Origin of the sequence: uncultured Roseovarius sp. (genome assembly GCF_947259555.1) — a bacterium.
Classification (GTDB): Bacteria; Pseudomonadota; Alphaproteobacteria; order Rhodobacterales; family Rhodobacteraceae; genus Roseovarius.
The window spans coordinates 24,058-46,400 of sequence record NZ_CAMYMD010000098.1 but is presented as its reverse complement, the minus strand read 5'-3'; the positions used below and the strand labels follow the sequence as shown (position 1 = coordinate 46,400).

The 22,343-nt window shown below is 62.5% G+C and carries 22 protein-coding genes; 13 read left to right on the top strand and 9 right to left on the bottom strand.

The window, feature by feature from the left end:
- Positions 1 to 84: 84 nt before the first annotated feature.
- The 3 genes from Q0X85_RS16130 to Q0X85_RS16120 all read right to left on the bottom strand — a co-directional run bounded on the left by Q0X85_RS16130 (position 85) and on the right by Q0X85_RS16120 (position 6,975).
- Positions 85 to 3,183: an efflux RND transporter permease subunit gene (locus tag Q0X85_RS16130; RefSeq protein WP_297773608.1), complete on the bottom strand. Its 3,099-nt coding sequence runs from the start codon at positions 3,181 to 3,183 to the stop codon at positions 85 to 87.
- Positions 3,180 to 4,292 (bottom strand): efflux RND transporter periplasmic adaptor subunit, encoded by a 1,113-nt coding sequence (locus tag Q0X85_RS16125; protein ID WP_297773607.1) that lies wholly within the window; start codon positions 4,290 to 4,292, stop codon positions 3,180 to 3,182. Before Q0X85_RS16125 ends, Q0X85_RS16130 begins: the two co-directional genes overlap by 4 nt.
- A 115-nt stretch (positions 4,293 to 4,407) precedes the next feature.
- Positions 4,408 to 6,975: an ATP-binding protein gene (locus Q0X85_RS16120; RefSeq protein ID WP_297773605.1), complete on the bottom strand. Its 2,568-nt coding sequence runs from the start codon at positions 6,973 to 6,975 to the stop codon at positions 4,408 to 4,410.
- A 383-nt stretch (positions 6,976 to 7,358) separates the two neighbouring features.
- On the opposite strand from Q0X85_RS16120, the gene Q0X85_RS16115 reads away from it, so the two are divergent.
- A complete protein-coding gene (locus tag Q0X85_RS16115) occupies positions 7,359 to 7,970 on the top strand; it encodes a response regulator transcription factor (protein ID WP_297773603.1) in 612 nt (203 codons plus the stop codon).
- A gap of 100 nt (positions 7,971 to 8,070) precedes the next feature.
- Here Q0X85_RS16115 and Q0X85_RS16110 read toward each other — a convergent pair whose 3' ends face one another.
- Complete coding sequence (locus Q0X85_RS16110; RefSeq protein WP_297773602.1) at positions 8,071 to 8,760, bottom strand: endonuclease/exonuclease/phosphatase family protein; 690 nt, start codon at positions 8,758 to 8,760, stop codon at positions 8,071 to 8,073.
- 49 nt (positions 8,761 to 8,809) lie between these two features.
- On the opposite strand from Q0X85_RS16110, the gene Q0X85_RS16105 reads away from it, so the two are divergent.
- Complete coding sequence (locus tag Q0X85_RS16105; RefSeq protein ID WP_297773600.1) at positions 8,810 to 9,448, top strand: hypothetical protein; 639 nt, start codon at positions 8,810 to 8,812, stop codon at positions 9,446 to 9,448.
- Here the strand turns inward: Q0X85_RS16105 and Q0X85_RS16100 are convergent, their stop codons facing one another.
- Genes Q0X85_RS16100 through Q0X85_RS16090 form a run of 3 tightly spaced genes read right to left on the bottom strand, consistent with a single transcriptional unit; the run spans position 9,449 to position 12,287 of the window.
- Positions 9,449 to 10,870, bottom strand: a complete 1,422-nt coding sequence (locus tag Q0X85_RS16100) for a protein adenylyltransferase SelO (protein ID WP_297773597.1) — start codon at positions 10,868 to 10,870, stop codon at positions 9,449 to 9,451.
- Positions 10,871 to 10,902: 32 nt separating this feature from the next.
- Positions 10,903 to 11,349 (bottom strand): GNAT family N-acetyltransferase, encoded by a 447-nt coding sequence (locus tag Q0X85_RS16095; RefSeq protein ID WP_297773595.1) that lies wholly within the window; start codon positions 11,347 to 11,349, stop codon positions 10,903 to 10,905.
- The gene (locus Q0X85_RS16090; protein ID WP_297773592.1) at positions 11,346 to 12,287 is read right to left on the bottom strand and encodes a nucleoside hydrolase; all 942 of its coding nucleotides are present in this window, start codon (positions 12,285 to 12,287) and stop codon (positions 11,346 to 11,348) included. Before Q0X85_RS16090 ends, Q0X85_RS16095 begins: the two co-directional genes overlap by 4 nt.
- Positions 12,288 to 12,604: 317 nt before the next feature.
- On the opposite strand from Q0X85_RS16090, the gene ihfB reads away from it, so the two are divergent.
- The 5 genes from ihfB to trpB all read left to right on the top strand — a co-directional run bounded on the left by ihfB (position 12,605) and on the right by trpB (position 15,548).
- Positions 12,605 to 12,886 (top strand): integration host factor subunit beta, encoded by a 282-nt coding sequence (ihfB, locus tag Q0X85_RS16085; RefSeq protein WP_297773589.1) that lies wholly within the window; start codon positions 12,605 to 12,607, stop codon positions 12,884 to 12,886.
- Between the two features lie 3 nt (positions 12,887 to 12,889).
- A complete protein-coding gene (locus Q0X85_RS16080; RefSeq protein ID WP_297773586.1) occupies positions 12,890 to 13,240 on the top strand; it encodes a DUF1049 domain-containing protein in 351 nt (116 codons plus the stop codon).
- 10 nt (positions 13,241 to 13,250) lie between these two features.
- On the top strand, positions 13,251 to 13,907 hold the full coding sequence (locus Q0X85_RS16075; RefSeq protein ID WP_297773584.1) for a phosphoribosylanthranilate isomerase: 657 nt from the start codon (positions 13,251 to 13,253) through the stop codon (positions 13,905 to 13,907).
- A 24-nt stretch (positions 13,908 to 13,931) separates the two neighbouring features.
- Positions 13,932 to 14,234, top strand: a complete 303-nt coding sequence (locus Q0X85_RS16070; protein ID WP_297773581.1) for an N-(5'-phosphoribosyl)anthranilate isomerase — start codon at positions 13,932 to 13,934, stop codon at positions 14,232 to 14,234.
- An 81-nt stretch (positions 14,235 to 14,315) separates the two neighbouring features.
- Positions 14,316 to 15,548, top strand: coding sequence for a tryptophan synthase subunit beta (gene trpB / locus Q0X85_RS16065; RefSeq protein ID WP_297773580.1), 1,233 nt, complete (start codon positions 14,316 to 14,318; stop codon positions 15,546 to 15,548).
- A 122-nt stretch (positions 15,549 to 15,670) separates the two neighbouring features.
- Here trpB and tkt read toward each other — a convergent pair whose 3' ends face one another.
- Entirely contained in the window at positions 15,671 to 17,686 is a 2,016-nt protein-coding gene (gene tkt, locus Q0X85_RS16060) for a transketolase (protein WP_297773578.1), read from the bottom strand.
- 201 nt (positions 17,687 to 17,887) lie between these two features.
- Between tkt and Q0X85_RS16055 the strand changes: the two genes are divergently transcribed.
- The 3 genes from Q0X85_RS16055 to Q0X85_RS16045 are packed head-to-tail and all read left to right on the top strand — an operon-like array spanning position 17,888 to position 19,241.
- Positions 17,888 to 18,412, top strand: coding sequence for a hypothetical protein (locus Q0X85_RS16055; RefSeq protein WP_297773576.1), 525 nt, complete (start codon positions 17,888 to 17,890; stop codon positions 18,410 to 18,412).
- Positions 18,405 to 18,800 (top strand): cell division protein ZapA, encoded by a 396-nt coding sequence (locus Q0X85_RS16050; RefSeq protein WP_297773575.1) that lies wholly within the window; start codon positions 18,405 to 18,407, stop codon positions 18,798 to 18,800. Before Q0X85_RS16055 ends, Q0X85_RS16050 begins: the two co-directional genes overlap by 8 nt.
- 36 nt (positions 18,801 to 18,836) lie before the next feature.
- Positions 18,837 to 19,241: a DUF1499 domain-containing protein gene (locus tag Q0X85_RS16045; protein WP_297773574.1), complete on the top strand. Its 405-nt coding sequence runs from the start codon at positions 18,837 to 18,839 to the stop codon at positions 19,239 to 19,241.
- Here the strand turns inward: Q0X85_RS16045 and Q0X85_RS16040 are convergent.
- Positions 19,176 to 19,460 (bottom strand): hypothetical protein, encoded by a 285-nt coding sequence (locus Q0X85_RS16040; RefSeq protein WP_297773571.1) that lies wholly within the window; start codon positions 19,458 to 19,460, stop codon positions 19,176 to 19,178. The genes Q0X85_RS16045 and Q0X85_RS16040 overlap by 66 nt on opposite strands.
- A gap of 66 nt (positions 19,461 to 19,526) precedes the next feature.
- Between Q0X85_RS16040 and prfA the strand changes: the two genes are divergently transcribed.
- From prfA to Q0X85_RS16025, 3 genes are all read left to right on the top strand, one after another.
- Positions 19,527 to 20,573: a peptide chain release factor 1 gene (gene prfA / locus Q0X85_RS16035; protein ID WP_297773618.1), complete on the top strand. Its 1,047-nt coding sequence runs from the start codon at positions 19,527 to 19,529 to the stop codon at positions 20,571 to 20,573.
- A complete protein-coding gene (prmC, locus tag Q0X85_RS16030; RefSeq protein WP_297773569.1) occupies positions 20,570 to 21,406 on the top strand; it encodes a peptide chain release factor N(5)-glutamine methyltransferase in 837 nt (278 codons plus the stop codon). Before prfA ends, prmC begins: the two co-directional genes overlap by 4 nt.
- A 225-nt stretch (positions 21,407 to 21,631) precedes the next feature.
- On the top strand, positions 21,632 to 22,246 hold the full coding sequence (locus Q0X85_RS16025) for a DUF4167 domain-containing protein (RefSeq protein ID WP_297773567.1): 615 nt from the start codon (positions 21,632 to 21,634) through the stop codon (positions 22,244 to 22,246).
- The last annotated feature ends 97 nt before the right edge of the window (positions 22,247 to 22,343 follow it).

Here is a 22,343-nt window from a genome sequence, read left to right as displayed (position 1 = left end):
CCCTCCGTTTATCGCATTGCAGAGCTCGGATTGCCAGACTCGAGCCGCTGCAATCAAACCGCGGGCGCATAGAACGGCGGATCGTCACTCAGCCGGTTGCTGTCCGTCTGCAAGCGCAGTTTCAAGCGCCTTTTCGACCGCACCGCGCGGCCGCGTGAACCGCGCCATGAGGTCATATAGTACGGGCGTGACGAAAAGCATCAGAATAGTTGCCATGCCGAGACCTGCAATGATCACGGTGCCAACGGCGATGCGGCTTTCGGCACCTGCGCCGCTGGCCAACACGAGTGGAACCGCGCCAAGAACGGTTGATATGGCTGTCATCATGATCGGACGCAAACGCAGCACGGAGGCGTCGATCACGGCGTCGCGCACGCTATAGCCTTCGTCGCGCAACTGGTTTGCGAACTCGACGATCAGGATGCCGTTTTTGGAAATGAGACCAATAAGCAGGATGATGCCGATTTGGCTGTAGACATTCAGCGAAAGCCCGCCAGCCGCCATCGCATAGATCGCTCCCGCAACGCCTATGGGCACGGTCAGCATGATTACCAAAGGGTGCACGAAACTCTCAAATTGCGCGGCGAGGACCAGATAGACGATCAATAGTGCCAACAGGAACACCACGCCGACGCCGCCGGATGTGTCCTGATAGGTGCGCGATTGGCCGTCATAACCGAGCTTGGCCTCGGGTGGCAGGATGTCCCGCGCGATCTCTTCCAACTCCGTCAGAACATCGCCAAGCTGCGCCGTCGGTGCCAAGGCACCAGACAGCTGGATCGAGGGCAGCCGGTCGAAGCGCCGCAGCGACGGCGCTGCTGCATTCTCCTTGAGCGTCACGAGCGCACCCAGAGGCACCAGTGTTTCGCCATCTGCGGCCCGGACAAAGATGTTCTCGATATCGGTGGGAGAGCGGCGGTCTTCATCCTCGGCCTGCACCAGCACGGGATATTCCCGGCCTCGGCTGACAAAGGTCGTGACCTCGCGCGAGGCCAGCATGGTTTGCAGGGTGGCGGCTATGACGTCCGCCGAGATGCCGAGATCATCGGCGCGCGCGCGGTCGATCTCGATGTCGAGCTGCGGCAGATTCTGCTCGAAATTTATCTCGGGATTGACCAGCCCCTCGACAGCCTCGGCGCGCGCGAGAAAGGCCGTCGACCAGTCCTTGACACTGTCAAAATCCGGGCCGCCAATGACGACCCGGACCGGCGTCGAACTGCCGCGCAGCCCAAGCCCTGATGGGGTGACGGGAAATCCGCGCGCGATTGTCACCTCATCCATGCGCGGCGCGATTTCTGCCACCAGAGCAGAAACAGGGCGATCCCGGTCCTCCCATGGGGCAAGACGGAACACCACGAAAGAGCGCCAGGCCCGTCCGCCCCAACCCGTGAAGGTAAACACGGTCTCGATTTCGCCGGATTGAACCATTGGTTCGAGAATGGCCTCGACCTGGGTCGCGGCCATGTCCGAGTGCGCTACCGTTGATCCCTGCGGCGCGGTCAGCGGAACGAACCCTACGCCGCGATCCTCGCGCGGGGCCAACTCGCGCGGCAGGCTGTCATAAAAGAGAGCCGCCCCGCCCGTCACGGCCAGGGCAAGGGGCAGGACCACGAGCGGCATGCCGATGGCACGCACCAGCATGGCGCGATAGGCGCGCTGTATCCATGGGGCAGGGCGCGGACCCGGGTCAGCAGAGGCACGACGCTTGCGCGCGCTCAGCACTTTGGAGGCCAGAGCCGGACAGGCGGTGAGAGCGACGAAGGTCGAGATGGCAACGGTTCCGGCCATCACCCAGCCGAATTCCACGAACAGACGGCCGACCTGTCCCGGCATGAACGACAGCGGTACAAAAACCGCGATCAATGTCAGCGATGTGGCAATAACTGCAAAAGTCACCTGCCGCGCGCCCAGCAGGCTGGCGACGAGCGGAGATTCGCCGCTCTCGATGCGGCGTTGGATGTTCTCCAGCACGACAATGGCGTCGTCCACGACCAACCCGATCGCCAGCAACAGCGCCAGCAAGGTAAGGGTGTTGAGCGAAAACCCCCAAAGCCCGATCAGCAGAAAGCACCCGATAAGCGAAACCGGGATGGTGATGAACGGCACCATCGTGGCACGAATGCTGCGCAGAAAGAGCAGGATCACAATGATCACAAGCGCAAGCGATATGAAAAGCGCCGTGACTACCTCGCGGATCGAGGCCCCGACAAAGAGCGCGTCGTCCGAGCCGACGATGATCTCCATGCCCTCGGGCAATGTGGGGTCAAGCGCCGCGATCTCCTCACGTACGGCTCTTGATATCTCAAGTGTATTCGACTGGCTCTGGCGCAGCACCCAGACACCCACGGCATCGGTGCCATTGGTGCGCACAACGGTCGAGTCGTCCGCCTCGCCGGGCACGATGCGCGCCACGTCGCCAAGGCGCACCGAATAACCTGCCACCCGGTCAATCACGACCTGACGAAAATCCTCGATTGTACGCAACCGGCTATTCAACCGTACGGAAAGCTGCCGATTGTAGGATTCCACTTCGCCCGCCGGCAATTCGAGATTGCTGCGGCGCAGGGCGGCCTCGACATCGGCCACCGTCAGGTTGCGCGCGGCGAGCGCGCGTCGGTCGAGCCATATGCGCACCGCAAAGGGCCGGTCGCCCACGATATCGACATTCGCCACCCCGTCGAGCGTGGCGATCCTGTCCACGACAAAACGGTCGATATAGTCGGTGATTTCGGCCGTGGTCATCCGGTCCGAGGTGATCGCAAGGCGCATCACAGGATCGGCATCGGCATCGCTCTTTACGACCTGCGGCTCGTCGGCCTCTTCCGGCAGGTCACCGCGCACACGCCCCACCGCGTCACGCACATCGTTGGCCGCCACGTCGATATCGACGCTGGTCTCGAATTCGATCGTCACGCGCGAGCGTCCCTGACGGCTCTCCGAACTGATCGTGCGAATGCCCGAAATCGAGGCGATGGCGCCCTCGACCGTTTCGGTGATGTCGGTGTCTATGACCTCGGGCGCAGCACCGCGATAGGTGGTTGTGACGGTAACGACTGCATTATCGACATCGGGTAATTCGCGCACCGGCACCGAGCGCAGCGCCGCAACCCCAAAGATGACGATCAGCAGGCTCGCGACCGCCGCCAGAACCGGGCGGCGGATCGAGATGTCCGAAAGCGTCATGTCGCGCTTTCCGGCTTGGCATCATCCGTGGCGGCGGTGGCATCGCGGTCGCTTCCGATGATGTTGAGCGGCGTGCCATCGCGCACCCTTTGCAGGCCACGAATGAGGACTTCCTCGCCGCTCTCGAGACCCGAAATGATCGAGACCTGTCCGTCCTTTCGCTGACCCGCGATCACGACACGCCGGCTGGCCTTGCCGTCTTCCGGGACAAAGACATAGGTTTCCGCAGCCTGAAAGATCAGTGCCTCCTCGGGCACCGTGATCTGCTCGCTTTCCTCCAGCACGAGAGTCAGCGACAGGAACATGCCTGCGGGCAGGGCGCTATCGGGGTTTGGGATGAGCGCGCGCGCGCGGAAAGACCGGCTCAACGGATCTATGCGGCTATCGACCACATCGACCGTGCCGGTAAAACTGCGGTCAGCGAAGGCGGCACTGTGCGCTATGATGGCCTGGCCTTGCCGCACACGCGCGAATACCGTTTCGGGCAACGAGAATTCCACCTCGACCTGATTGAGATCATCGAGCCGTGTCAGGACCTGGCCTTCTGTGACGCGCGCACCAATGGTATAGTTCGTCAGCCCCACGACGCCCGAGAAGGGCGCGGTTATCACGCGGTCCGAAAGCCTGCGACGAGCGCGTTCAACCTCGGCTTCGGCCTCTGCCAAACGGGCAACGGCCTCTTCTTCTGAGGCTTGCGAAACCGCATTGGTCTGGCGCAGCAGCCGGGTGCGGTCGAGGGTCTGTCGTTGTTCCACAAGCACCGCCTCGGCCTCGGCCAGATCAGCGCGCTGGATGGTGTCGTCGAGTTGGGCGAGGATGTCGCCCTTTGTCACCTCGGTTCCCGGCCTGATGGCCAGATCTACCAGGCGACCGTCTGTCTCGGGCACGATGTCTATGGACTGCATCGCGCGGGTGGTCCCGACCGCCTCGATCGTTTTCTGCATCAGGCGGCGCTCTGCTCGCGCAACCTCGACCGAGACCGGACGCGCACCACGTTGGGGTTTGTCAACCTCGGCTTGCGGCGCCAGATAGACCTGATAGGCCTCATAACCGCCATACGCGGCTCCAGCCAACATGCAAAGGACCAGCAGTTGTTTCCAGATCGGCATGGTCTGAGGGATCCTGTTCGCTCGTCTCGACCGCGTTCAAGCCCGCGGTGGCACCAGTGTAGACCGTTGCATAGTTATAGTAAGCCTAAAGAAAGGCAACTTTTAGTGAACCGCGTCATGCGATCGGGGTGCTTTGCGCCAGTTGGCTCAGCGTCCGTTGCCAGAGATCCGGCAGTTCCGCGAGGGTAACCCTCGCGCGTGACGTCAGCCCTGACCGGATATGGGTCTCAGCGCGCACCAGAAGCCCCTGCAGCGCCAACGCCCCTATGGTCGCGGCTGTTCCGGCGAGCTGGTGCATGCGATCAGCCAGGCCATCCGGCTCCTGCAAACTGTTCCCCGCGATATCGGCCAGAAGAGCATCGCCCTCCGCCTTGAAGCGGCTCAGCAGATGATCGATCCTTGCCGGTGGCAGGGTTTTGCGCAGCTCATCCAGATATCGCCTGTCAACCTGGGGCGGTGTCTGCGCCCGGAGTGTTCGCGAGGCCATTGTCCCCGAGAGGATCGTTCGCAAAGTGTCACGGCCCAATGGTTTGGACTTCAATCTGTCGAGACCGGCGGCGCGCAATTCATCCACGTCAGGTGCCGTCGCGTAGGCAGTGAGAACGACAATCGGCGTCTGCGCGTTCGGTCCTTTCCCCGCCCTTATGCTGTGGCTCGTCTTGATGCCGTCGATACCGGGCATGTTGATGTCCATGAGAATAAGGTCAAAGCGTTGGATTTGCGCCTGCGCCAGTGCCTCGACGCCGTCACAGGCAAGGGTCACGATATGACCGTCAGCCCTCAGCATGGCCTCGATCACGACCCGGTTGTTCGTGTTGTCCTCGACCACGAGGACTTGTAATCCGGCCGTTTGCGCCACGGTCTCTTCGCGTTGCGCCTTCTGGGTGCCGTCCTCCGCGACGCCGGTCCCGGTGCCACATGGCAACGGTAGGCGCACCCAAAATAGGCTGCCCTCTCCGATCTCGCTTTCTACTCCGATGCGGCCCTGCATGAGTTTGACCAGCTGGCGCGCGATGCCAAGTCCCAAGCCGGTGCCTTCGGCTTGCTCGCCGGTGATATCGGTTGCGCGCACAAAGTCCTCGAACACGTGCTCCAGATCGGCCTCGCGGATACCAATGCCCGTATCAGCGATTTGAAACTCGATCAGGTCCGCGTCATCTTCACCGTCTCCAGTCCGGATCGCTTCCAATGTGATCTCGCCATCGCTTGTGAACTTGATCGCATTCGACACGAGATTGAGAAGGACCTGATATATGCGCGCACGGTCGCCGTAGACCGTGCCAAGCCCCCCCCGAGGGCCCAGAAGCCGGAGCCGATTGCCCCGCGCCCATGCCGGCGCTTGCTGAGTCTCGACCAGCTCCACGAGCAACTGATCGAGATCGAAAACCGACGGTCGCAACACGATCTGTTTTGCGGCGGCCTGCGTCAGGTCGAGCGCATCCGTGATCTGGGTCAACAGCAATTGTCCCGACGACTGCATGATGCGGGTATATTTCAGTTGATCCCGGGTCAGATCGGTATCGTTCAGCAATTCGAGGGCACCAAGGATGCCGTTCAGCGGCGTCCGCATCTCGTGGCTGATCATCGCCAGAAAACGCGCCTTGGCGCGTTCTCCGGCCAGGGCCCGGTCTCTGGCGCTGGCAATCTGGCGTTCCGCTTCGACACGCTCGGAGATGTCGCGAATGAAACAAATGCAGATCGTGTCATTGCCCCGTGCTGCAAGATCGGCCGACAGCTCGGCGGGAGAGACGCTCCCGTTGATCTGCCGCACGACGAGATCGTCACGCTGATGCGGACCGTCGCGGCAGGCGTCCGGCATCTTGCGGCCGCAGACCGGCTCAAGGCTTCCATCCTCCTGTTTGCAAAACAGAAAATCGCCCGGTTCCATCGAAACCGCGGCATCGCGGGGCACTCCGAGCATTTCGCTTGCGCGCGCGTTGGTATCGATGATCCGGCCATCGGGTCCAAGGACCAGAACCGCATCGCGGGATGTGTTCAGGATTGTCTCCAGCCGGTTCGAATCGCTCTTGCTCTGCTCGGCTTGTGCCCTGTGGCTCAGGTAGAGGCGCCAGACCAGAACAAGCACGACAAAGAGCGCCGTAAGCTTCATCAGAATGAAAATCGTGAGAGTGATGATCTTTGACGTGAGAGCTGCGCGTTCTGCATCTGACCGCTTGGCGTCCGCGGTCAGACCCAGTGTCGCGATCTTGCGGATTGGCTCGGCCATCTGGTTGCCCAGTTCAGTTAGCCGCCGACGCGCCGCAAACAGGTTGGCCGGATCACTGTCGATGTCCGACACCATCCCTTCCATCAGCCCTGAAAGCCGATCAATGCCGCCACGACCCTCCTCGGTGCCGAGGATCTCGCGGTAGACAGGTGCGCTGCGAAGGGTCTCGACCCGACTGTAAAGCACGTCGTATCGTCTGCGCACACGTTCTACCTCGCCGCTGTCTGGTCCGCTCATGGCGCTGAGGGCGGCGAGAAACTTCAGTTGATCGACTTCCAGCCGCGAGGTCGTCCATTGCACGTTGTCCTGATTGGCGCTGGCGAACTCATCGAGGCGGACGAATACCTCGACGGTGAGCACAATGGCAGCCACCATGCAGCCGGCCGCAAGTACGCTCAACGCCACAAGCAGCTTGCGCCCCTGCGAATTGATCCAATGTGTTCTGGAAAGTGACATGGCGGGCCTTGACCGGACTAGTGTTCAAGAGACTGTCATTGAACACCGATCCAGTCCGATTGCCAGATGCTGTGTGTTTAGACAATGCATGCCCTAAAGGCCAACTTTGCATATACATTAATACCAGCCAAACTGGCCCTTTGTCACGCACCCTCATGGGGCCGTGACCGTGATCCGGAGCGATGAGCGGCTTTCGGAGCCGAATGAGACATGCCAAACGCCTGGATAAATGTGTGAATTTCCCCGACGCGGAATAATGTGATCAAGGTTTTGATCATCCCCCGCTGCCCGCTCACAGCCGATCACGGGATTGTCATTGGTCGGATGGCAGCATATTTCGCGTTGGAGAAGAACTATTTTATAGCCGCGTGAAAGGTGCGCCGATGACGAGACTGCTGTTGGCCGACGATCACGATCTGGTGCGCGAGACGATCGCGGCCTACCTGCGCACACAGGCAGAGTTCGAGGTTTATGTTGCAGATAGCCTTGATGCGGCGCTTGCGGTGGAGAAGGACAAGGCGCCATTCGATCTGGTGCTGCTTGATTTCAAGATGCCGGGAATGGATTCGCTCGCGGGCCTTGCCATTATGAGAGCGCGTGCGAATTGCCCGGTCGCCATACTGTCCGGCACCGCGACGCCGGAGGTGGCGCGCCGCGCATTGCGCTCTGGTGCGGCGGGTTTTGTGCCCAAGACACTCGATCCGCAGTCTCTTATCTCGGCTGTGCGCCAGATGGCGCGGGGTGAAATCTACAAACCGCTTGAGTTTCTTGCCCCAGATGTCGATGAAAACCCTCTCAAGTCGCTGAAGCTGACCCCGCGAGAAAGGGATGTTCTGGTCGGCGTTTCACAAGGCAAGTCTAACAAGGAAATTGCCCGTGATCTCGATATTCAGGAAGTCACGGTTAAGCTGCATCTCAAGACTCTCTCACGCAAACTGGGCGCAAAAAACCGCACGCACGCGGCGATGTTGGCCCGCGACATGGGCTTTAACTGAGCTGCGCACATATTGAAGAACATCCCTGCGCGTGTCGTTGTCTGCCTGGGGCAACACGCGTGGCGCGACGCAGAGTGACATCGGGTTGTCGGCGCTTGGCCTATTTCCTGGGCTCCAGATCCGCCCAGACCGGCAAGTGATCCGAGGCCACCCGCGCTGGGCGTGCAACATGAACCCCCGCTCTACAGGCCACCAGTTCGTCGCTGATGGCCAGTCGGTCGAGCCGCGCGACTGGGCGGAGTGCGGGAAAACTGGGGCGCGTGGAAATGAACGCGACACCTTGCGCCACGGCGTCCAGGGCAGCCCCGCCGCGCCAGTCGTTGAAATCACCCGCCAGCACCGTGGGGCAGGGCGCCAGCCGCGCCAGCGCTCGCATGATCGCGGCGACCTGCAACAGCCGGTAGCGCCGCACCAGCCCCAGATGTAGCCCGACCACGCGCAACCGGCCCAGATTGGTTTCCAGATCGGCGCGCACCGCGCCGCGCGGCTCCAGCCCCGGGAGCTCGATATGCTGGGTCTCGATCACCCGCAGGCCGGGCCGCAGCAGCATCGCGTTGCCATGCCAGCCGAGCGAGCCGCCGGGCTGGCCGAATTCCACCACCTGCCAGCCCTCGGCCTCGGCCATCTCGTGGGGCAGGGCGGCCATGCGCGGGCTGAGGCGCTTGTCGGCCTCCTGCAGGACCACCACCTGCGCGGCGAGGTCGGCGATCACATTCAGGATGCGATCCGGCCTGCGGCGCAGGTCGAGCCCCACACATTTCTGAAGGTTATAACTTGCAATCCGGATCATCGACGCCCTCATTATCCCCTGATAGCATCGAAAAATGACAGGAGGCAGCATGTTTTCCGGCCAGACCCTGATCACTCGCCTGATCTGGATGGCGCTCGGGCTGATCGCACTCGATGCGCTGGTCACGCGGGAATGGTCGCTGGCCTTTATCGCGCTTGCCACGCTAGCGCTGTCGATGGCCCCCGTGGTGGTGGCGCGATGGGCCGAGATCGACGTGCCGCCCAGTTTCCTCACGGCCATCGTGGTCTTTGTCGGCGCCACGCTTTTCGCCGGCGAGGTGCTGGATTTTTACGAGCGGTTCTGGTGGTGGGATATCGTGATGCATGCAGGCTCGGCCATCGGGTTCGGGCTGATCGGCTTTGTTCTTGTTTTCATGATGTTTCAGGGCGACCGCTATGCCGCGCCGCCCGCGGCGGTGGCGTTCTTTGCCTTCTGCTTCGGGCTGTCCATCGGCACGCTGTGGGAGATCTTCGAATTTGCCATGGATCAGAGTTTCGGCATGAATATGCAGAGATCCGGGCTGATGGACACGATGGGCGACCTGATCATCGACATGATCGGGGCAGGTCTCGGCGCGGCGTCGGGCTTCGCCTATCTCAAGGGGCAGGCCTATGGCGGGTTCACCGGTGTGATCGACGAATTCATCCGCCGCAATCCGCGCCTCTTCCGGCGGCTGCGCGACAAGTGATCAGGTGCCGCAGAACGTGGCCCGCACGATCTCCGACGCCTCGGGCGGGCGTCTGAGGTCTGCGGCCTCGGGCTGATCCTCGTAAGGTCGCGCCAACACCGACACAAGCCGATCGAAGGGCGCGTAATCGCCCGAGACGGCCGCGTCGATCATCTGCTCGACCCTGTGGTTGCGCGGGATGACGGCTGGGTTGGCGGCGCGCATCACCGCCTCGGGGTCACGTTCCTGAGCAATCCGCGCACGCCAGTCTTCGGCCCATTTGTCAAAGGCGTCGAGCTCAATGAATTGATCGCGCGCGGTACCGTCGAGAAGGCCCCGGAACGTATTGGTGAAATCGGCACGCCCCTCGGCCATGCGCTCGAGCAGGTCGGTGACGAGAGCGGCATCCTCGGCGCTGGCGTTTTCAATTCCGATCTTGCGGCCAAAGACGCGGCGCCACTCGGTCTCGATTTGCTCTGGCATTGCATGCACCAGCGCCGTGAATTCCTCGATCGCGGCATCCTGATCGGGCATCAGGGGCACGAGGGCGGTGGCAAACTGCGCCATGTTCCACACGATCACATGCGCTTGATTATCATAGGCATAACGGCCATGCGCGTCGATCGAGCTGAACACCTGTTGCGGGTGATAGACATCCATGAAGGCGCAGGGGCCGTAATCGATCGTCTCGCCGGAAATCGCGGTATTATCGGTGTTCATCACGCCGTGGATGAAGCCCACCGACAGCCAGCCCGCCACCAGCCGAGCCTGCCGCCGGATCACCTCGGCCAGCAGATGGGCGGGGCCCTCGATCTGCGGGTAATGGCGGGTGACGGTATAGTCGTAGAGCGCGCGCAGCCCTTCGATGTCGCGGCGCGCGGCGAAATACTGGAACGTGCCGACGCGCAGGTGGCTGGCGGCCACACGAGTCAGCACCGCGCCGGGCATGCCGCCGGTTTCGCGGTAGACCGGCTCGCCGGTCTCGACGGCGGCAAGCGCGCGTGTGGTGGGCAGGCCGAGGGCGTGCATCGCCTCTGACACGACGTATTCGCGCAGTACCGGCCCGAGCCAGGCGCGCCCGTCGCCCATCCGGCTATAGGGCGTGGGGCCTGACCCCTTGAGCTGAATGTCGCGGCGTTGGCCGTGCGTATCGACAACCTCACCCAGTAGAAGTGCGCGGCCATCGCCAAGCTGGGGAGAAAATCCGCCAAATTGATGCCCGGCATAAACCTGTGCGAGAGGGTCGGCACCCGGCGGAACATCATTGCCGGCAAAGACATTCGCCACGGCGGCTTCATCCTTCGCCGACACTCCCAATTCCGCGCCCAGATCTGTATTGAACCGGATCAATCTAGGGGCGCGCACCGGCACTGCCGTTTGCCGCGTGAAGAAACGCGGCGGCAATTGACCATAACTGTTCTGAAAGGGAATTGTCAGCATCATACCCCGCAATCTATGTTCTGTCGCGTGAATGTCTACATCTGACGTGTCATCAAAGTGTATTCATCACGCGGCGCGAACCGCAGTTTTTCGTACAGCCGCCGCGCTTTTTCATTGCTGCGCCGCACCTCGAGATGCAGTGCTTTCAATCCCGCGCCAGCTAGCGCCTTAGGCAGGCTGATCATCACCTCGGTCCCAATCCCGCGCCCGCGCACGCCAGGCCGGATGAAGAGCTCATCAACAAAGCCATCAAGACCCGCGTATTCGACAGACCAGCCAAAACTGATGACGATATAACCAATTGGTGCGCGTACCGGGCCGATGAGATAGGCCACGCCGTGCGGGCTGCCTTCGAGTATCGGCACTAGTGCGGCGCGACGGGTGATGTCGTCCTGATCGATGCCTGCCTCACCATGAAAGGCGGCGACAAGTGGCACAAGCCGCTCAAGGTCGTCGGGCCGCGCAAGGGTCAGAGCGGTCATAGTCGGGCCAGCCTTTCGGTCACGAGGTCAAACAAACCCTGCGCGTCGACATCGTGGATGAAATGTGCATTCAGGGGTCTTTGTGTCACCCGCCACCAATCCACCACCGTCATGCCCATCGTCAACTCGGATTCCACCTCGATGGCGACATTCACATCACGCCCGGTGAAAAGATCGGGCCTGAGGAGCCATGCGATCGTGCAGGGATCGTGCAGCGGTGCGCCATCCCCGCCGTATCGCGCGGGATTGTAGCGCTCGAGAAAGCCTGTCAGTTCTGCGACGGCGCAGCCCACGGGGGTGGCAATGGCACGAAAGGCGGCGTTGCGGGCGCGGGTGACGAGCGCCTTGTGGGTCACGTCGAGAGGCAGCATCGTGAGGGGCACCCCGGAGGACACGACACAGGCTGCCGCGCGTGGATCAACATGAATGTTGAATTCCGCAACAGGCGTGACGTTGCCAAGGGCGGAACGCGCGCCGCCCATCAGAACGATTTCCTTCACTTTTTTAATTATGTCCGGAGCGGAGTTGAACGCGCGGGCAATATTCGTGAGCGGGCCTATCGGAACCAGTGTAACGCGGCCCGGGGGCTGGGCGCGCACCGTCTCCACGATAAAATCTACCGCGTGCTGATCTTGTAGTGGCATTTCGGGTTCGGGCAGGCTTGGTCCATCCAGCCCTGAATGGCCGTGCACATGCTCTGCCGTCACCAAATCTCGGTCAATCGGCCGATCACACCCCGCAAACACACGAATATCAGGTCTGCCCGCCAACTCGCATATAATGCGTGCGTTCCTCGTTGTCAGGTCGAGCGGCACATTGCCTGCGACACAGGTCAGGCCCAGGACATCGAACGCCTCCGGGCAGGCCAATGCCAGCAAAATCGCAACCGCGTCGTCTTGCCCGGGGTCGGTGTCGATGATAATTCGCCGTCGCGTCATGCTGGTCTCCGATGTCTCGGGCAGAGCATGCGGCGAACGGTTTTGAATGTCCATTGGAGGCGTGGGGGCTGCACGGCTTCTCGCCCATGCGAATCATATCCTCGCGTGGTGATTGCTGCATTGCGGCAATGCCCCAACGGCCTGAATGTGTCGGCAATGACTTGCCACCGTCAGCGCCAAATCCGCAGGTTGGAGCAAAAATCACATTGATATCCGCCCCTTGCGTCTGCTTTCTGTTTGGGTTTGCCGTCATTCTGGCTATAGTCGCGGCAACTGCCACATATGCATAAGAAATAAGGCCGGGGGAGTGACTACCGATGATCCGATCGGAACTGATCCAGAAAATCGCCGACGAAAACCCGCATCTCTATCAGCGCGATGTCGAGCGAATTGTAAACACCATCTTCAACGAGATCACTGATGCGCTCGCCAAGGGCAACCGCGTCGAGCTGCGTGGATTTGGCGCCTTCTCGGTGAAGAAACGCGATGCGCGCATGGGTCGCAATCCCCGAACGGGCGAAAGCGTGCATGTTGAGGAGAAAAGCGTGCCGTTCTTCAAGACCGGCAAGCTTTTGCGTGACCGGCTCAACGGAAAGTAAAACATGCGATATATTCGATACGCCTCAATCGCCATCTTTGGCCTTGCTCTTGTGCTCATCGCGCTGGCCAATCGTGGTATCGTTACCCTGAGGGTTCTGCCCGATGAACTCGCAGGCTTTGCCGCGCTCAATCCGACCTATGATATGCCGCTTTTCGTGGTGATCTTCGGCGGCATTCTTGCGGGGCTGATCGTGGGGTTCATCTGGGAATGGATTCGCGAGGCGGGCGAGCGCGCAGCCGCCGCGCGGCAGGCGCGTGAACTGGCGAGCTTGCGCGCCGAAGTCAAGCGGCTGAAGGGCGAGAAGCACAAGGGCAAGGACGAGGTTCTGGCGCTTCTCGACGAGGCAAGCTAAACCCCGGCCCATGAGCAACGACATTCGCGTCAAGATCTGCGGGCTGACCGCCGCCGCCGACGTGGCTGCCGCCGTGGCGGCGGGCGCGGCCTATGTGGGCTTCGTGTTCTTTGAGAGATCGCCGCGTCATGTGACAGTCGATGCGGCGCGCGCCTTGGCGCTCGACGTGCCACCGGGCGTGGCCAAGGTGGCGCTGACGGTCAATGCCGAGAACGCGGCGCTCGATGCGCTGACCGATCGGGTGCCGCTGGATTTCCTGCAATTGCATGGCGAGGAGAGCCCCGCCCGGGTGGCCGAGATCAAGGCGCGCTACGGCCTGCCGGTGATGAAGGCCATTGGCGTGGCCGAGGCGGCGGACCTGGCGCTGATCGACGTTTATACCGAGGTGGCTGATCAGCTGCTGATCGACGCCAAGCCGCCACCGGGGGCGACGCGCCCGGGTGGCAACGCACTGGCCTTCGACTGGCGGCTGATCGAGGGGTGCGACTGGCCGCTGCCGTGGCTGCTGGCGGGCGGGCTGACGCCCGAGAACGTGACGCAGGCGGTGGCGCGCACCGGGGCAAAGCAGCTTGACGTGTCGTCGGGGGTGGAGCGTGCGCCCGGCGTCAAGGACGCCAAGCTGATCCGTGCCTTCATTGGGAACGCGCGCGGTTTAACCGACGCTTAACCAAGATCGGGTCTGATGGCGGTCATGACATGGCCGCCCGATCACCTGAGCCCCGAGACATGGCTCGCGCAATTTCTCGACTCGCGCGAGGCGCGGCGCGGCGGCGTGGTCAAGCGCCAGATCCGCGACGTGGAGCGTATCGCAGGCCGCGACATGTTCCTGCGCGAGGTGGAGCGGCGCGGCTTTCAGGCGATCGAGAACGGGCGCCACTTTGTCGTGTTCTGCAATTCCACGCCTTTGCGCCGGTTGCAGGGGCCAAGGGATTTGCAAATCCCTTGGCCAAGCCGCTTGCAAGCGGCTTGGAACGCGGTTTCGAAACCGCGTTGAAAGGCGTTTGCAAACGCCTTTCCCTTGCCCTCGCCGTGTCCTCGCACTAGGACATGCGGAAGCAAACAAGGGGCGTATCTCATGGCCAACGATCTATTCAACTCCTTCATGACCGGCCCCGACGAGAAGGGCCGGTTCGGCGATTTCGGCGGGCGGTTCGTGTCGGAGACCCTCATGCCGCTCATTCTGGAGCTGGAAGAGCAATACGAGCATGCCAAGACCGACCAGAGCTTTTGGGGCGAGATGCATGATCTGTGGACCCATTACGTGGGCCGACCCTCGCCGCTCTATTATGCCGACCGGCTGACGCAGCATCTGGGCGGGGCCAAGATCTATCTCAAACGCGACGAACTCAACCACACCGGCGCGCACAAGATCAACAACGTGCTCGGCCAGATCATCCTTGCGCGCCGCATGGGCAAGAGCCGGATCATCGCCGAGACGGGGGCCGGTCAGCACGGCGTCGCCACCGCCACGGTCTGCGCCAAGTTCGGGCTGCAATGCGTGGTCTATATGGGCGCGCATGATGTCGAGCGGCAGGCGCCCAACGTGTTCCGCATGCGCCTGCTCGGGGCCGAGGTGATCCCCGTCACCTCCGGGCGCGGCACGCTCAAGGATGCGATGAACGACGCGCTGCGCGACTGGGTGACCAACGTGCGCGACACGTTCTATTGCATCGGCACGGTGGCGGGGCCGCACCCCTATCCGGCGATGGTGCGCGATTTCCAGTCGATCATCGGTAAGGAGACGCGCGAGCAGATGCAGGCCGCCGAGGGCCGTCTGCCCGACACGCTGGTCGCGGCCATCGGCGGCGGCTCGAACGCCATGGGGCTGTTTTATCCCTTCCTCGACGACAAGGAGGTAAACATCATCGGGGTTGAGGCCGGGGGCCACGGTGTCGATGACCGGATGGAGCATTGCGCCTCATTGACCGGCGGGCGGCCCGGCGTGCTGCATGGCAACCGGACCTATCTCCTGCAGGATGATGACGGTCAGATCCTCGAAGGGCATTCGATCTCGGCGGGTCTCGATTATCCCGGTATCGGCCCCGAACATAGCTGGCTGCACGAGACCAAGCGCGCGCAATATGTCTCGATCACCGACAAGGAGGCGCTCGAGGCGTTTCAGCTAAGCTGTGCAATGGAGGGGATCATCCCGGCGTTGGAGCCGAGCCATGCGCTTGCCCATGTGATGAAGATCGCGCCCGATCTGCCGAAAGATCACCTGCTGGTGATGAATATGTGCGGGCGTGGTGACAAGGATATCTTCACCGTCGCCAAGCATCTGGGCTTTGATATCGAGACCGGCGGCTGAAGAGACGTCGATCAGGTCAGGCTTTTACGCTCTGGACGAGAAAACCAGCTTCGCCATCCAGCTGAAAACAAAAAAACCCGGGCGCGCGTGCCCGGGTTTTTCGATCTTGAATCATGTTCGCTTCAGAGCAAGGATTTCACTTTTTCCGCGATCGCGTCTGCGGTGATGCCGAATTGCTCGTAGAGCACCTCTGCGGGGGCGGACGCACCGAAATCGTGCATGCCGACAAAACCACCCTTTTCGCGCTTGCCACGCTCGCCATAAAGCCAGCGATCCCAGCCAAAGCGGATAGCCGCCTCAACCGCAACTCGCACCGGGCCTGCGGGCAGGACGCGACGGCGATAGCTCTCGTCTTGTTCTTCGAACAATTCCCAGCATGGCATGGACACAACCCGCGTGCCGATCCCTTGGGAGTGGAGCATCTCACGTGCGGCCATGGCGATTTCAACCTCAGAGCCGGTGGCCAGCAGGATCGCCTGTCGTTTACCGTCCGCATCCGCCAGCACATAGGCGCCTTGTGCGGTGAGGTTGCGGGTTTTGTGCTCGCGGCGCAGTGTGGGCAGGCCCTGACGGGTGAGCGACAACACCGACGGCGTTTCTTTCGATTGCAAGGCGAGTTCCCACGCCTCGGCCGTCTCGACTGTGTCGCAAGGACGGAAAACCCACGTGTTCGGCGTCGCCCGGCTGATGGCCAGATGTTCGATCGGCTGGTGGGTCGGGCCGTCCTCGCCCAGACCGATACTGTCATGGGTCATCACGAACACCGTGGGGATTTTCATCAGTGCTGCCAAACGCATGGCCGGACGGGCATAATCGGTGAAGCACATGAAGGTGCCGCCATAGGGGCGAATGCCGCCATGCAGGGTCATGCCGTTCATAGCCGCCGCCATACCATGCTCTCGAATGCCCCAGTGGATGTAGCGGCCCTTGCGGTTATCGGTGTCGAACACGGTCATGTCGCCCGAACGCGTGTTGTTCGATCCCGACAGGTCGGCCGATCCGCCGACTGTTTCCGGCAAGACCGGATTCACGACTTCAAGCACCATTTCGCTGGACTTGCGGGTCGCCACCTTGGGCGCTTCTGCGCTGATCTGCTTCTTCAGCGCCCGGATCCGGGACGAGAGCTTGGCAGGCACGTCGCGCGCGAAGATCCGTGCGATTTCGGCCTGCCGTTGCGTCGACGCCTCGGCCAGACGTGCTTGCCACTCGGCATGGGCCTGTGCGCCTCGGCGACCAATGGCTTCCCATTGATCCTTGATCTCGGCGGGTACTTCGAACGGGCCGTAGGGCCAACCGTAAGCATCCTTCGCCGCGATGAGTTGATCGGCGTCAGTGAGCGCACCGTGACCCTTGGAAGTGTCTTGTGCGGCATGGCCAAGGGCGATGTGGGTCTTGCAGGCGATCATCGAGGGTCTATTGGTGCGCTTGGCCTCGGTCAGCGCCGCGTCGATCGCCTCGGGGTCGTGACCGTCGATTTCCAACACGTGCCAACCCGACGCGCGGAAGCGCTTGACCTGATCGGTCCGGTCGGCGAGATCGACAGTGCCGTCAATCGTGATGTTGTTGTTGTCCCAGAGCACAATGAGACGTCCCAACTGATGCCGTCCGGCAAGGCCAATGGCTTCCTGGCTCACACCCTCCATCAGACAGCCGTCACCTGCGATCACATAGGTGTGGTGGCTCATCAACTTGGCACCATAGCGCGCGCGCAGGATTTCTTCGGCCATCGCAAATCCGACAGCGTTCGAGAGACCTTGCCCCAGTGGGCCTGTCGTGGTTTCGATCCCCTTGGCGTGGCCGTATTCGGGATGACCCGCGGTCCTCGCGCCCCATTGCCGGAAATTGCGAATCTGCTCCAGTGTCATGTCCTCGTAGCCGGTAAGGTGGAGCAGCGAGTAGAGCAGCATGGATCCGTGACCTGCCGACAGGATAAACCGGTCGCGATCGGGCCAGTCGGGACTGGCCGCGTCAAACTTGAGATGGTTCTGAAACAGGACGGTTGCAACATCTGCCATGCCGATGGGCATGCCGGAATGGCCGGAATTGGCAGCGGCGACAGCGTCGAGGGTCAGCGCGCGGATGGCGGTGGCCTTCATCCAGTGATCGGGGTTGGCAGAGCGCAGGGCGGCGATATCCACGGGGCGTGCATCCTTTGAATGGGCAGTGTATGCGCGCTGCATACCAGCCCGGTTCAGAAGTTCAAGCGCGTGGCGGCGCAGCGTGCGCCATTCAGCGGGATAAGGGGCGCATTTCGCTGCGGTATTCATTAGACTTGATCAAAACCCGCCCAGTATGCGATTCGTGGGGCATGCGGGCAAGACAAGCGAGGACCCCCGGAGATGAGTCAGTTAGACGAGTTGCAGGCAAGGATCACGGCGGCGCTGGACCGCATCGCGAAAGGGCTGGAACGGCCTCCGGAAGAGCCACAGGTTGAGGTGTCGCAGACCGGGCTTGCGCAACAGTTGGAGGACGAACGTCTTGCGAATGCCCAACTTCAGGAGCGCGTCAAGGCGTTGCACGCGAAGCTGGACACACAGGACGCCGCAATGCGGGCGGCCCGGGAGGCCCAGAATGAGGCGCTGCGCAAGCTCGATTCTGATTTGCAATCGTTGCGCAAGGCCAACCAGCAATTGCGCGACAATAATCAGGCCCTGCGCGAGGCGAATGCCGGAGGTGTGGCCGAGCCGCACCTGATCAACAAATCCATGCTTGCCGAGCTCGAGGGACTGCGCGCCGCGCGCAATGCCGACCGTGATGAGGTGGACACGGTGATCAGCGCGCTCGGTCAGGCAATCGCGGAGGCCGGCGGCGACGCTGGCGCAGACGAACGGAACACGGACAAGACGGAGACATCGGATGCCTGAAGTGCAGGTCGAGATCGGGGGCCGCAGTTTTGAGGTGGCTTGCCAGGCGGGTGAAGAACATTATCTCAAGAGTGCCGCCAAGATGCTGGACGAAGAGGCCGCCGTGCTTGCGGCACAGATCGGGCGCATACCCGAGTCGCGCATGTTGTTGATGGCGGGCCTGATGCTGGCGGACAAGACTGCAGGTTTGCAGGACAAACTGCGCGAGGCCGAGGACCGCATGGCGGAGAAGGAGGCGGAGTTGAACCAGCTCCGCAACGCACCGGCACCTGCACCAGAGCGGATCGAGGTGCCGGTCATCCCCGACGCTGTGACCGAGACTCTGGCCGAAATTGCGGCGCGCGCCGAGGCGTTGGCCGAAACAGTCGACGATGCGCGTGCGGGGTAATCGGCGCGCCCTCGCAGGGCTCATCTGGTGGCGCGCATGATCAAGTGGGGTGCGGGGCTCGTTCTGGTGCTGCTGGTGGCGGTGCTGGCCTTCATTCGCCTTGCGCCGTCTGATCCTGCACGCTGGCACCAGATGCCCGAGAGTGTGACCGATCGCGATCTGGAGGGCGGTGCCATGCGTCGCGCCAAGGGAGATCTGGCGGCGCTCGACCTGATCATTCGCGAGACACCGCGCACAAGGGTTTTGGCCGGGGATGTCGGGCAGGGGATGGTAACCTATGTCACCCGCTCTAAACTGTTTGGCTTTCCAGATTACACGACGGTTCGACAGGACGGAGATATGCTTGAGATTTTCGGGCGTTTGCGCTTTGGCAAGTCAGATCTGGGCGTGAACGCCGCCCGTATCGACGGCTGGCTCGACCGGTTCGCTCAGGCTGGATGACAGGCAGCCATCGCTGACCTTACGCCAGATCGGCACGTTGAGCGACATGCCGCAGCGCGCCATGAACATCTTGCCATCGACCCGCAGGCAGATCATCTCGCCCATCTCGACCCGCGCGCCCTGGCTGTCGGTGCAGTAGCATTCCACCGTCTTGCCGCCGATGGTGGCATCCGAAAGCGCGGGCGTGGCCGCGAACAGGAGGGGCAATAGCAGTCGCATATCTCAAAGATACCACAGCTTTGCGCACTTGACCACGTCACAAGGATGGGACAGAGGATCAGCCCCATGGTGCCTTTGGACAGACTGGAACAGATCACGCAGCGTTTCGAGTATATCGAGGCGCAGATGATGCAGGGCGGCGGCGATATTGCGCAGCTTGGGCGCGAATATGCCGAGTTGCGCCCCGTCGTCGAGGAAATCCGCGCCTACCGGCAGGCCCTGGCGGATATCGAGGGCGCGCGCGCCATGCTCGATGATCCCGAAATGCGCGATCTGGCCCGTGCCGAGATCGAGGATCTGGAGGCGCGTTTGCCGGACATGGAGGCGGCGCTGCAACTGGCGCTCTTGCCGCGCGACAAGGCCGACAGCCGCGCCGCGATCCTCGAAATCCGCCCCGGTACGGGGGGCGAGGAGGCGGCGCTGTTCGCCGCAGATCTCATGCGCATGTATCACCGCTACACCGAGGCACAGGGCTGGTCCTTCGAGGTGATCGAGGATCAATGGAGCGAGCTTGGCGGCCTGCGCGAACTGGTGGCACGGGTGGGCGGCGAGGGCGTCTTTGCCCGGCTCAAGTTCGAATCCGGCGTCCACCGCGTGCAGCGCGTCCCCGAGACCGAGAGCGGCGGGCGCATTCATACCTCTGCCGCCACGGTCGCGGTCCTGCCCGAGGCCGAGGATGTCGATATCCAGATCGACCCGAACGATCTGCGCATCGATACGATGCGGTCCTCCGGTGCGGGCGGTCAGCACGTGAACACCACCGATTCGGCGGTGCGGATCACCCATATTCCCACCGGGCTGGTGGTCACCAGCAGCCAGAAATCGCAGCACCGCAACCGCGAGATTGCGATGGACGTGCTGAAATCGCGGCTCTTTGACATGGAACGCAGCCGGGTGGACGGCGAACGCTCGGCCAGCCGCGCCGCACAGGTGGGCAGCGGCGACCGCTCCGAGCGCATCCGCACCTATAATTTCCCGCAAGGTCGAATGACCGATCATCGCATCAACCTCACGCTCTACAAGCTCGACCAGGTGATGCAGGGCGATCTCGACGAGGTGATCGACGCGCTGACGGCGGATGCGCAGGCCACGCTACTGGCCGAGATGTCGTGAGCGCGCAAGCCGCTCTTGTCGCGGCCACGCGCAGGCTTGGGGCGGCGGGGATCGACGGGGCTGCAGGTGACGCACGGGCGCTGTTGGCGGCGGCCATGCAGGTGCCACGCGACCGGCTGACCTTGCATCTGGGCGATGATCTCGAGGCGGCAGCGGCGGCGCGGTTCGACGCGATGGTCGCGCGACGCATGGCACGCGAGCCGGTGGCGAAGATCATCGGGCGGCGCGACTTTTGGGGGCGCAGCTTTGAGGTGACGGCAGATGTGCTCGATCCGCGCCCCGAAACCGAATGCCTGATCGCCGAGGCGCTGCGCGGCCCGGTGCCGGCGCGGCTGCTCGATCTGGGCACCGGCAGCGGGATCATCGCGGTAACGCTCCTGGCCGAATGGCCCGGGGCGCGGGGCGTGGCCACCGATATCAGCGCGGCGGCGCTTGAGGTGACGGGGCGCAACGCGGCGCGGCACGGGGTGGACGCGCGGCTCGATCTTTGCCGCTCGGACTGGTTTTCGCAGGTCATGGGCGGCTTTGACCTGATCGTCTCGAACCCGCCCTATATCGCCGCCAACGAGATGACCGGGCTGGCCCCGGAGGTATGCGAATACGATCCGCGCGTCGCTTTGACCGATGATGGTGACGGGCTGATGGCCTATCGCGCTATCGCTGGCGGTGCGCACGCCCAGCTAAAGCCCGGGGGGCGACTGATGTTTGAAATCGGCTGGCGCCAAGGTGCGGCTGTCGCGGATATTCTGCATGCGACGGGATTCGAGGACGTCAGAGCCCTGCCCGATCTGGAGCGTCGTGACCGGGTTGTTTGTGGCATATACACCGGCTGAAACCAGCCTGACTCAGCCATATTCCGCATGAATCGCGGAAAATTTCCGCTTTGCTCTTGTATACGTCCGCCGTGCGTGCTTAGTGGAGGTCAGTCACGACGGAGGATGCCTCTCGGCGGTCCCGCGTGACACCAAGCCAGAACATGTCAGATCCGGTTCATTTTCGGCGCAGGGGGCGCCAGTCGGGTCAAGCGAACATTTGAGCACAGGGCTGGACAGCACCATATGAGATCATCGAAGTCACGTCAGCGGAACAAGCCGAACCGCAACCGTTCGGTCGGGAATGTCGTCAACCGGGTTTTCGACAGCTCCGGGCCCGAGGGCAAGGTGCGGGGAACACCGCAGCAAATCATCGAGAAATACAATCAGCTGGCACGGGATGCGCAGCTGGCTGGTGATCGGGTTGCGACCGAAAACTTTCAGCAACACGCCGAGCACTATCTGCGCTTGCTGGGAGAGGCCCAGAAAGAGCAGGACGCTCGTCGCGAAGAGCAGGAGCGCCAGAACCGCGAACGCCAGGCGGAGCGAGATCGGGATCGGGATCGCAACGATCGGCAGGGCGGTGGCGACGCCGAGGGATCGGGGGGTGCGCAGCCGGCCGGAACCACGGAACAGCCCGACGTGATCGGCGCTGATGACTCGCGCGATAGTGGTCTGGTCGAAACCCCTGAAACCCAATCCCAAGCCGCGCCCGCGTCAGAGCCGCAAGCCGCGCCCAAACGCCCTCGCAAACCGCGCGCCAAGCGGCCGCCCAAGTCGGACGCCGCCAAGCAGGACGGTGCGGACGGCGCGTCGACAGGCGGGGAGCCCTCGGATAACTCGACCAAAGCTGCGGAATAATCTGCCAGCCGGACGTGCTGGCGTTGTTTTTTGTGGTCTGATCCCGAATTGAGTATTTGAAGAACGGTGAAGATGGGGGCGATGCCGGAGGCAATGC

Excerpts from the sequence above, each read along its gene's own strand:
- Q0X85_RS16045 (WP_297773574.1), top strand. The coding sequence starts at position 18,837 with ATGATCAAGTGGGGTGCGGGGCTCGTTCTGGTGCTGCTGGTGGCGGTG.
- prfA (WP_297773618.1), top strand. The coding sequence starts at position 19,527 with ATGGTGCCTTTGGACAGACTGGAACAGATCACGCAGCGTTTCGAGTAT.
- Q0X85_RS16125 (WP_297773607.1), bottom strand. The coding sequence starts at position 4,292 with ATGCCGATCTGGAAACAACTGCTGGTCCTTTGCATGTTGGCTGGAGCC.
- ihfB (WP_297773589.1), top strand. The coding sequence starts at position 12,605 with ATGATCCGATCGGAACTGATCCAGAAAATCGCCGACGAAAACCCGCAT.
- Q0X85_RS16040 (WP_297773571.1), bottom strand. The coding sequence starts at position 19,460 with ATGCGACTGCTATTGCCCCTCCTGTTCGCGGCCACGCCCGCGCTTTCG.
- Q0X85_RS16095 (WP_297773595.1), bottom strand. The coding sequence starts at position 11,349 with ATGACCGCTCTGACCCTTGCGCGGCCCGACGACCTTGAGCGGCTTGTG.
- Q0X85_RS16075 (WP_297773584.1), top strand. The coding sequence starts at position 13,251 with ATGAGCAACGACATTCGCGTCAAGATCTGCGGGCTGACCGCCGCCGCC.
- Q0X85_RS16100 (WP_297773597.1), bottom strand. The coding sequence starts at position 10,870 with ATGATGCTGACAATTCCCTTTCAGAACAGTTATGGTCAATTGCCGCCG.
- Q0X85_RS16080 (WP_297773586.1), top strand. The coding sequence starts at position 12,890 with ATGCGATATATTCGATACGCCTCAATCGCCATCTTTGGCCTTGCTCTT.
- Q0X85_RS16050 (WP_297773575.1), top strand. The coding sequence starts at position 18,405 with ATGCCTGAAGTGCAGGTCGAGATCGGGGGCCGCAGTTTTGAGGTGGCT.
- Q0X85_RS16130 (WP_297773608.1), bottom strand. The coding sequence starts at position 3,183 with ATGACGCTTTCGGACATCTCGATCCGCCGCCCGGTTCTGGCGGCGGTC.
- Q0X85_RS16025 (WP_297773567.1), top strand. The coding sequence starts at position 21,632 with ATGAGATCATCGAAGTCACGTCAGCGGAACAAGCCGAACCGCAACCGT.
- Q0X85_RS16055 (WP_297773576.1), top strand. The coding sequence starts at position 17,888 with ATGAGTCAGTTAGACGAGTTGCAGGCAAGGATCACGGCGGCGCTGGAC.
- Q0X85_RS16070 (WP_297773581.1), top strand. The coding sequence starts at position 13,932 with ATGACATGGCCGCCCGATCACCTGAGCCCCGAGACATGGCTCGCGCAA.
- trpB (WP_297773580.1), top strand. The coding sequence starts at position 14,316 with ATGGCCAACGATCTATTCAACTCCTTCATGACCGGCCCCGACGAGAAG.
- Q0X85_RS16120 (WP_297773605.1), bottom strand. The coding sequence starts at position 6,975 with ATGTCACTTTCCAGAACACATTGGATCAATTCGCAGGGGCGCAAGCTG.
- Q0X85_RS16105 (WP_297773600.1), top strand. The coding sequence starts at position 8,810 with ATGTTTTCCGGCCAGACCCTGATCACTCGCCTGATCTGGATGGCGCTC.
- Q0X85_RS16110 (WP_297773602.1), bottom strand. The coding sequence starts at position 8,760 with ATGATCCGGATTGCAAGTTATAACCTTCAGAAATGTGTGGGGCTCGAC.
- Q0X85_RS16090 (WP_297773592.1), bottom strand. The coding sequence starts at position 12,287 with ATGACGCGACGGCGAATTATCATCGACACCGACCCCGGGCAAGACGAC.
- Q0X85_RS16115 (WP_297773603.1), top strand. The coding sequence starts at position 7,359 with ATGACGAGACTGCTGTTGGCCGACGATCACGATCTGGTGCGCGAGACG.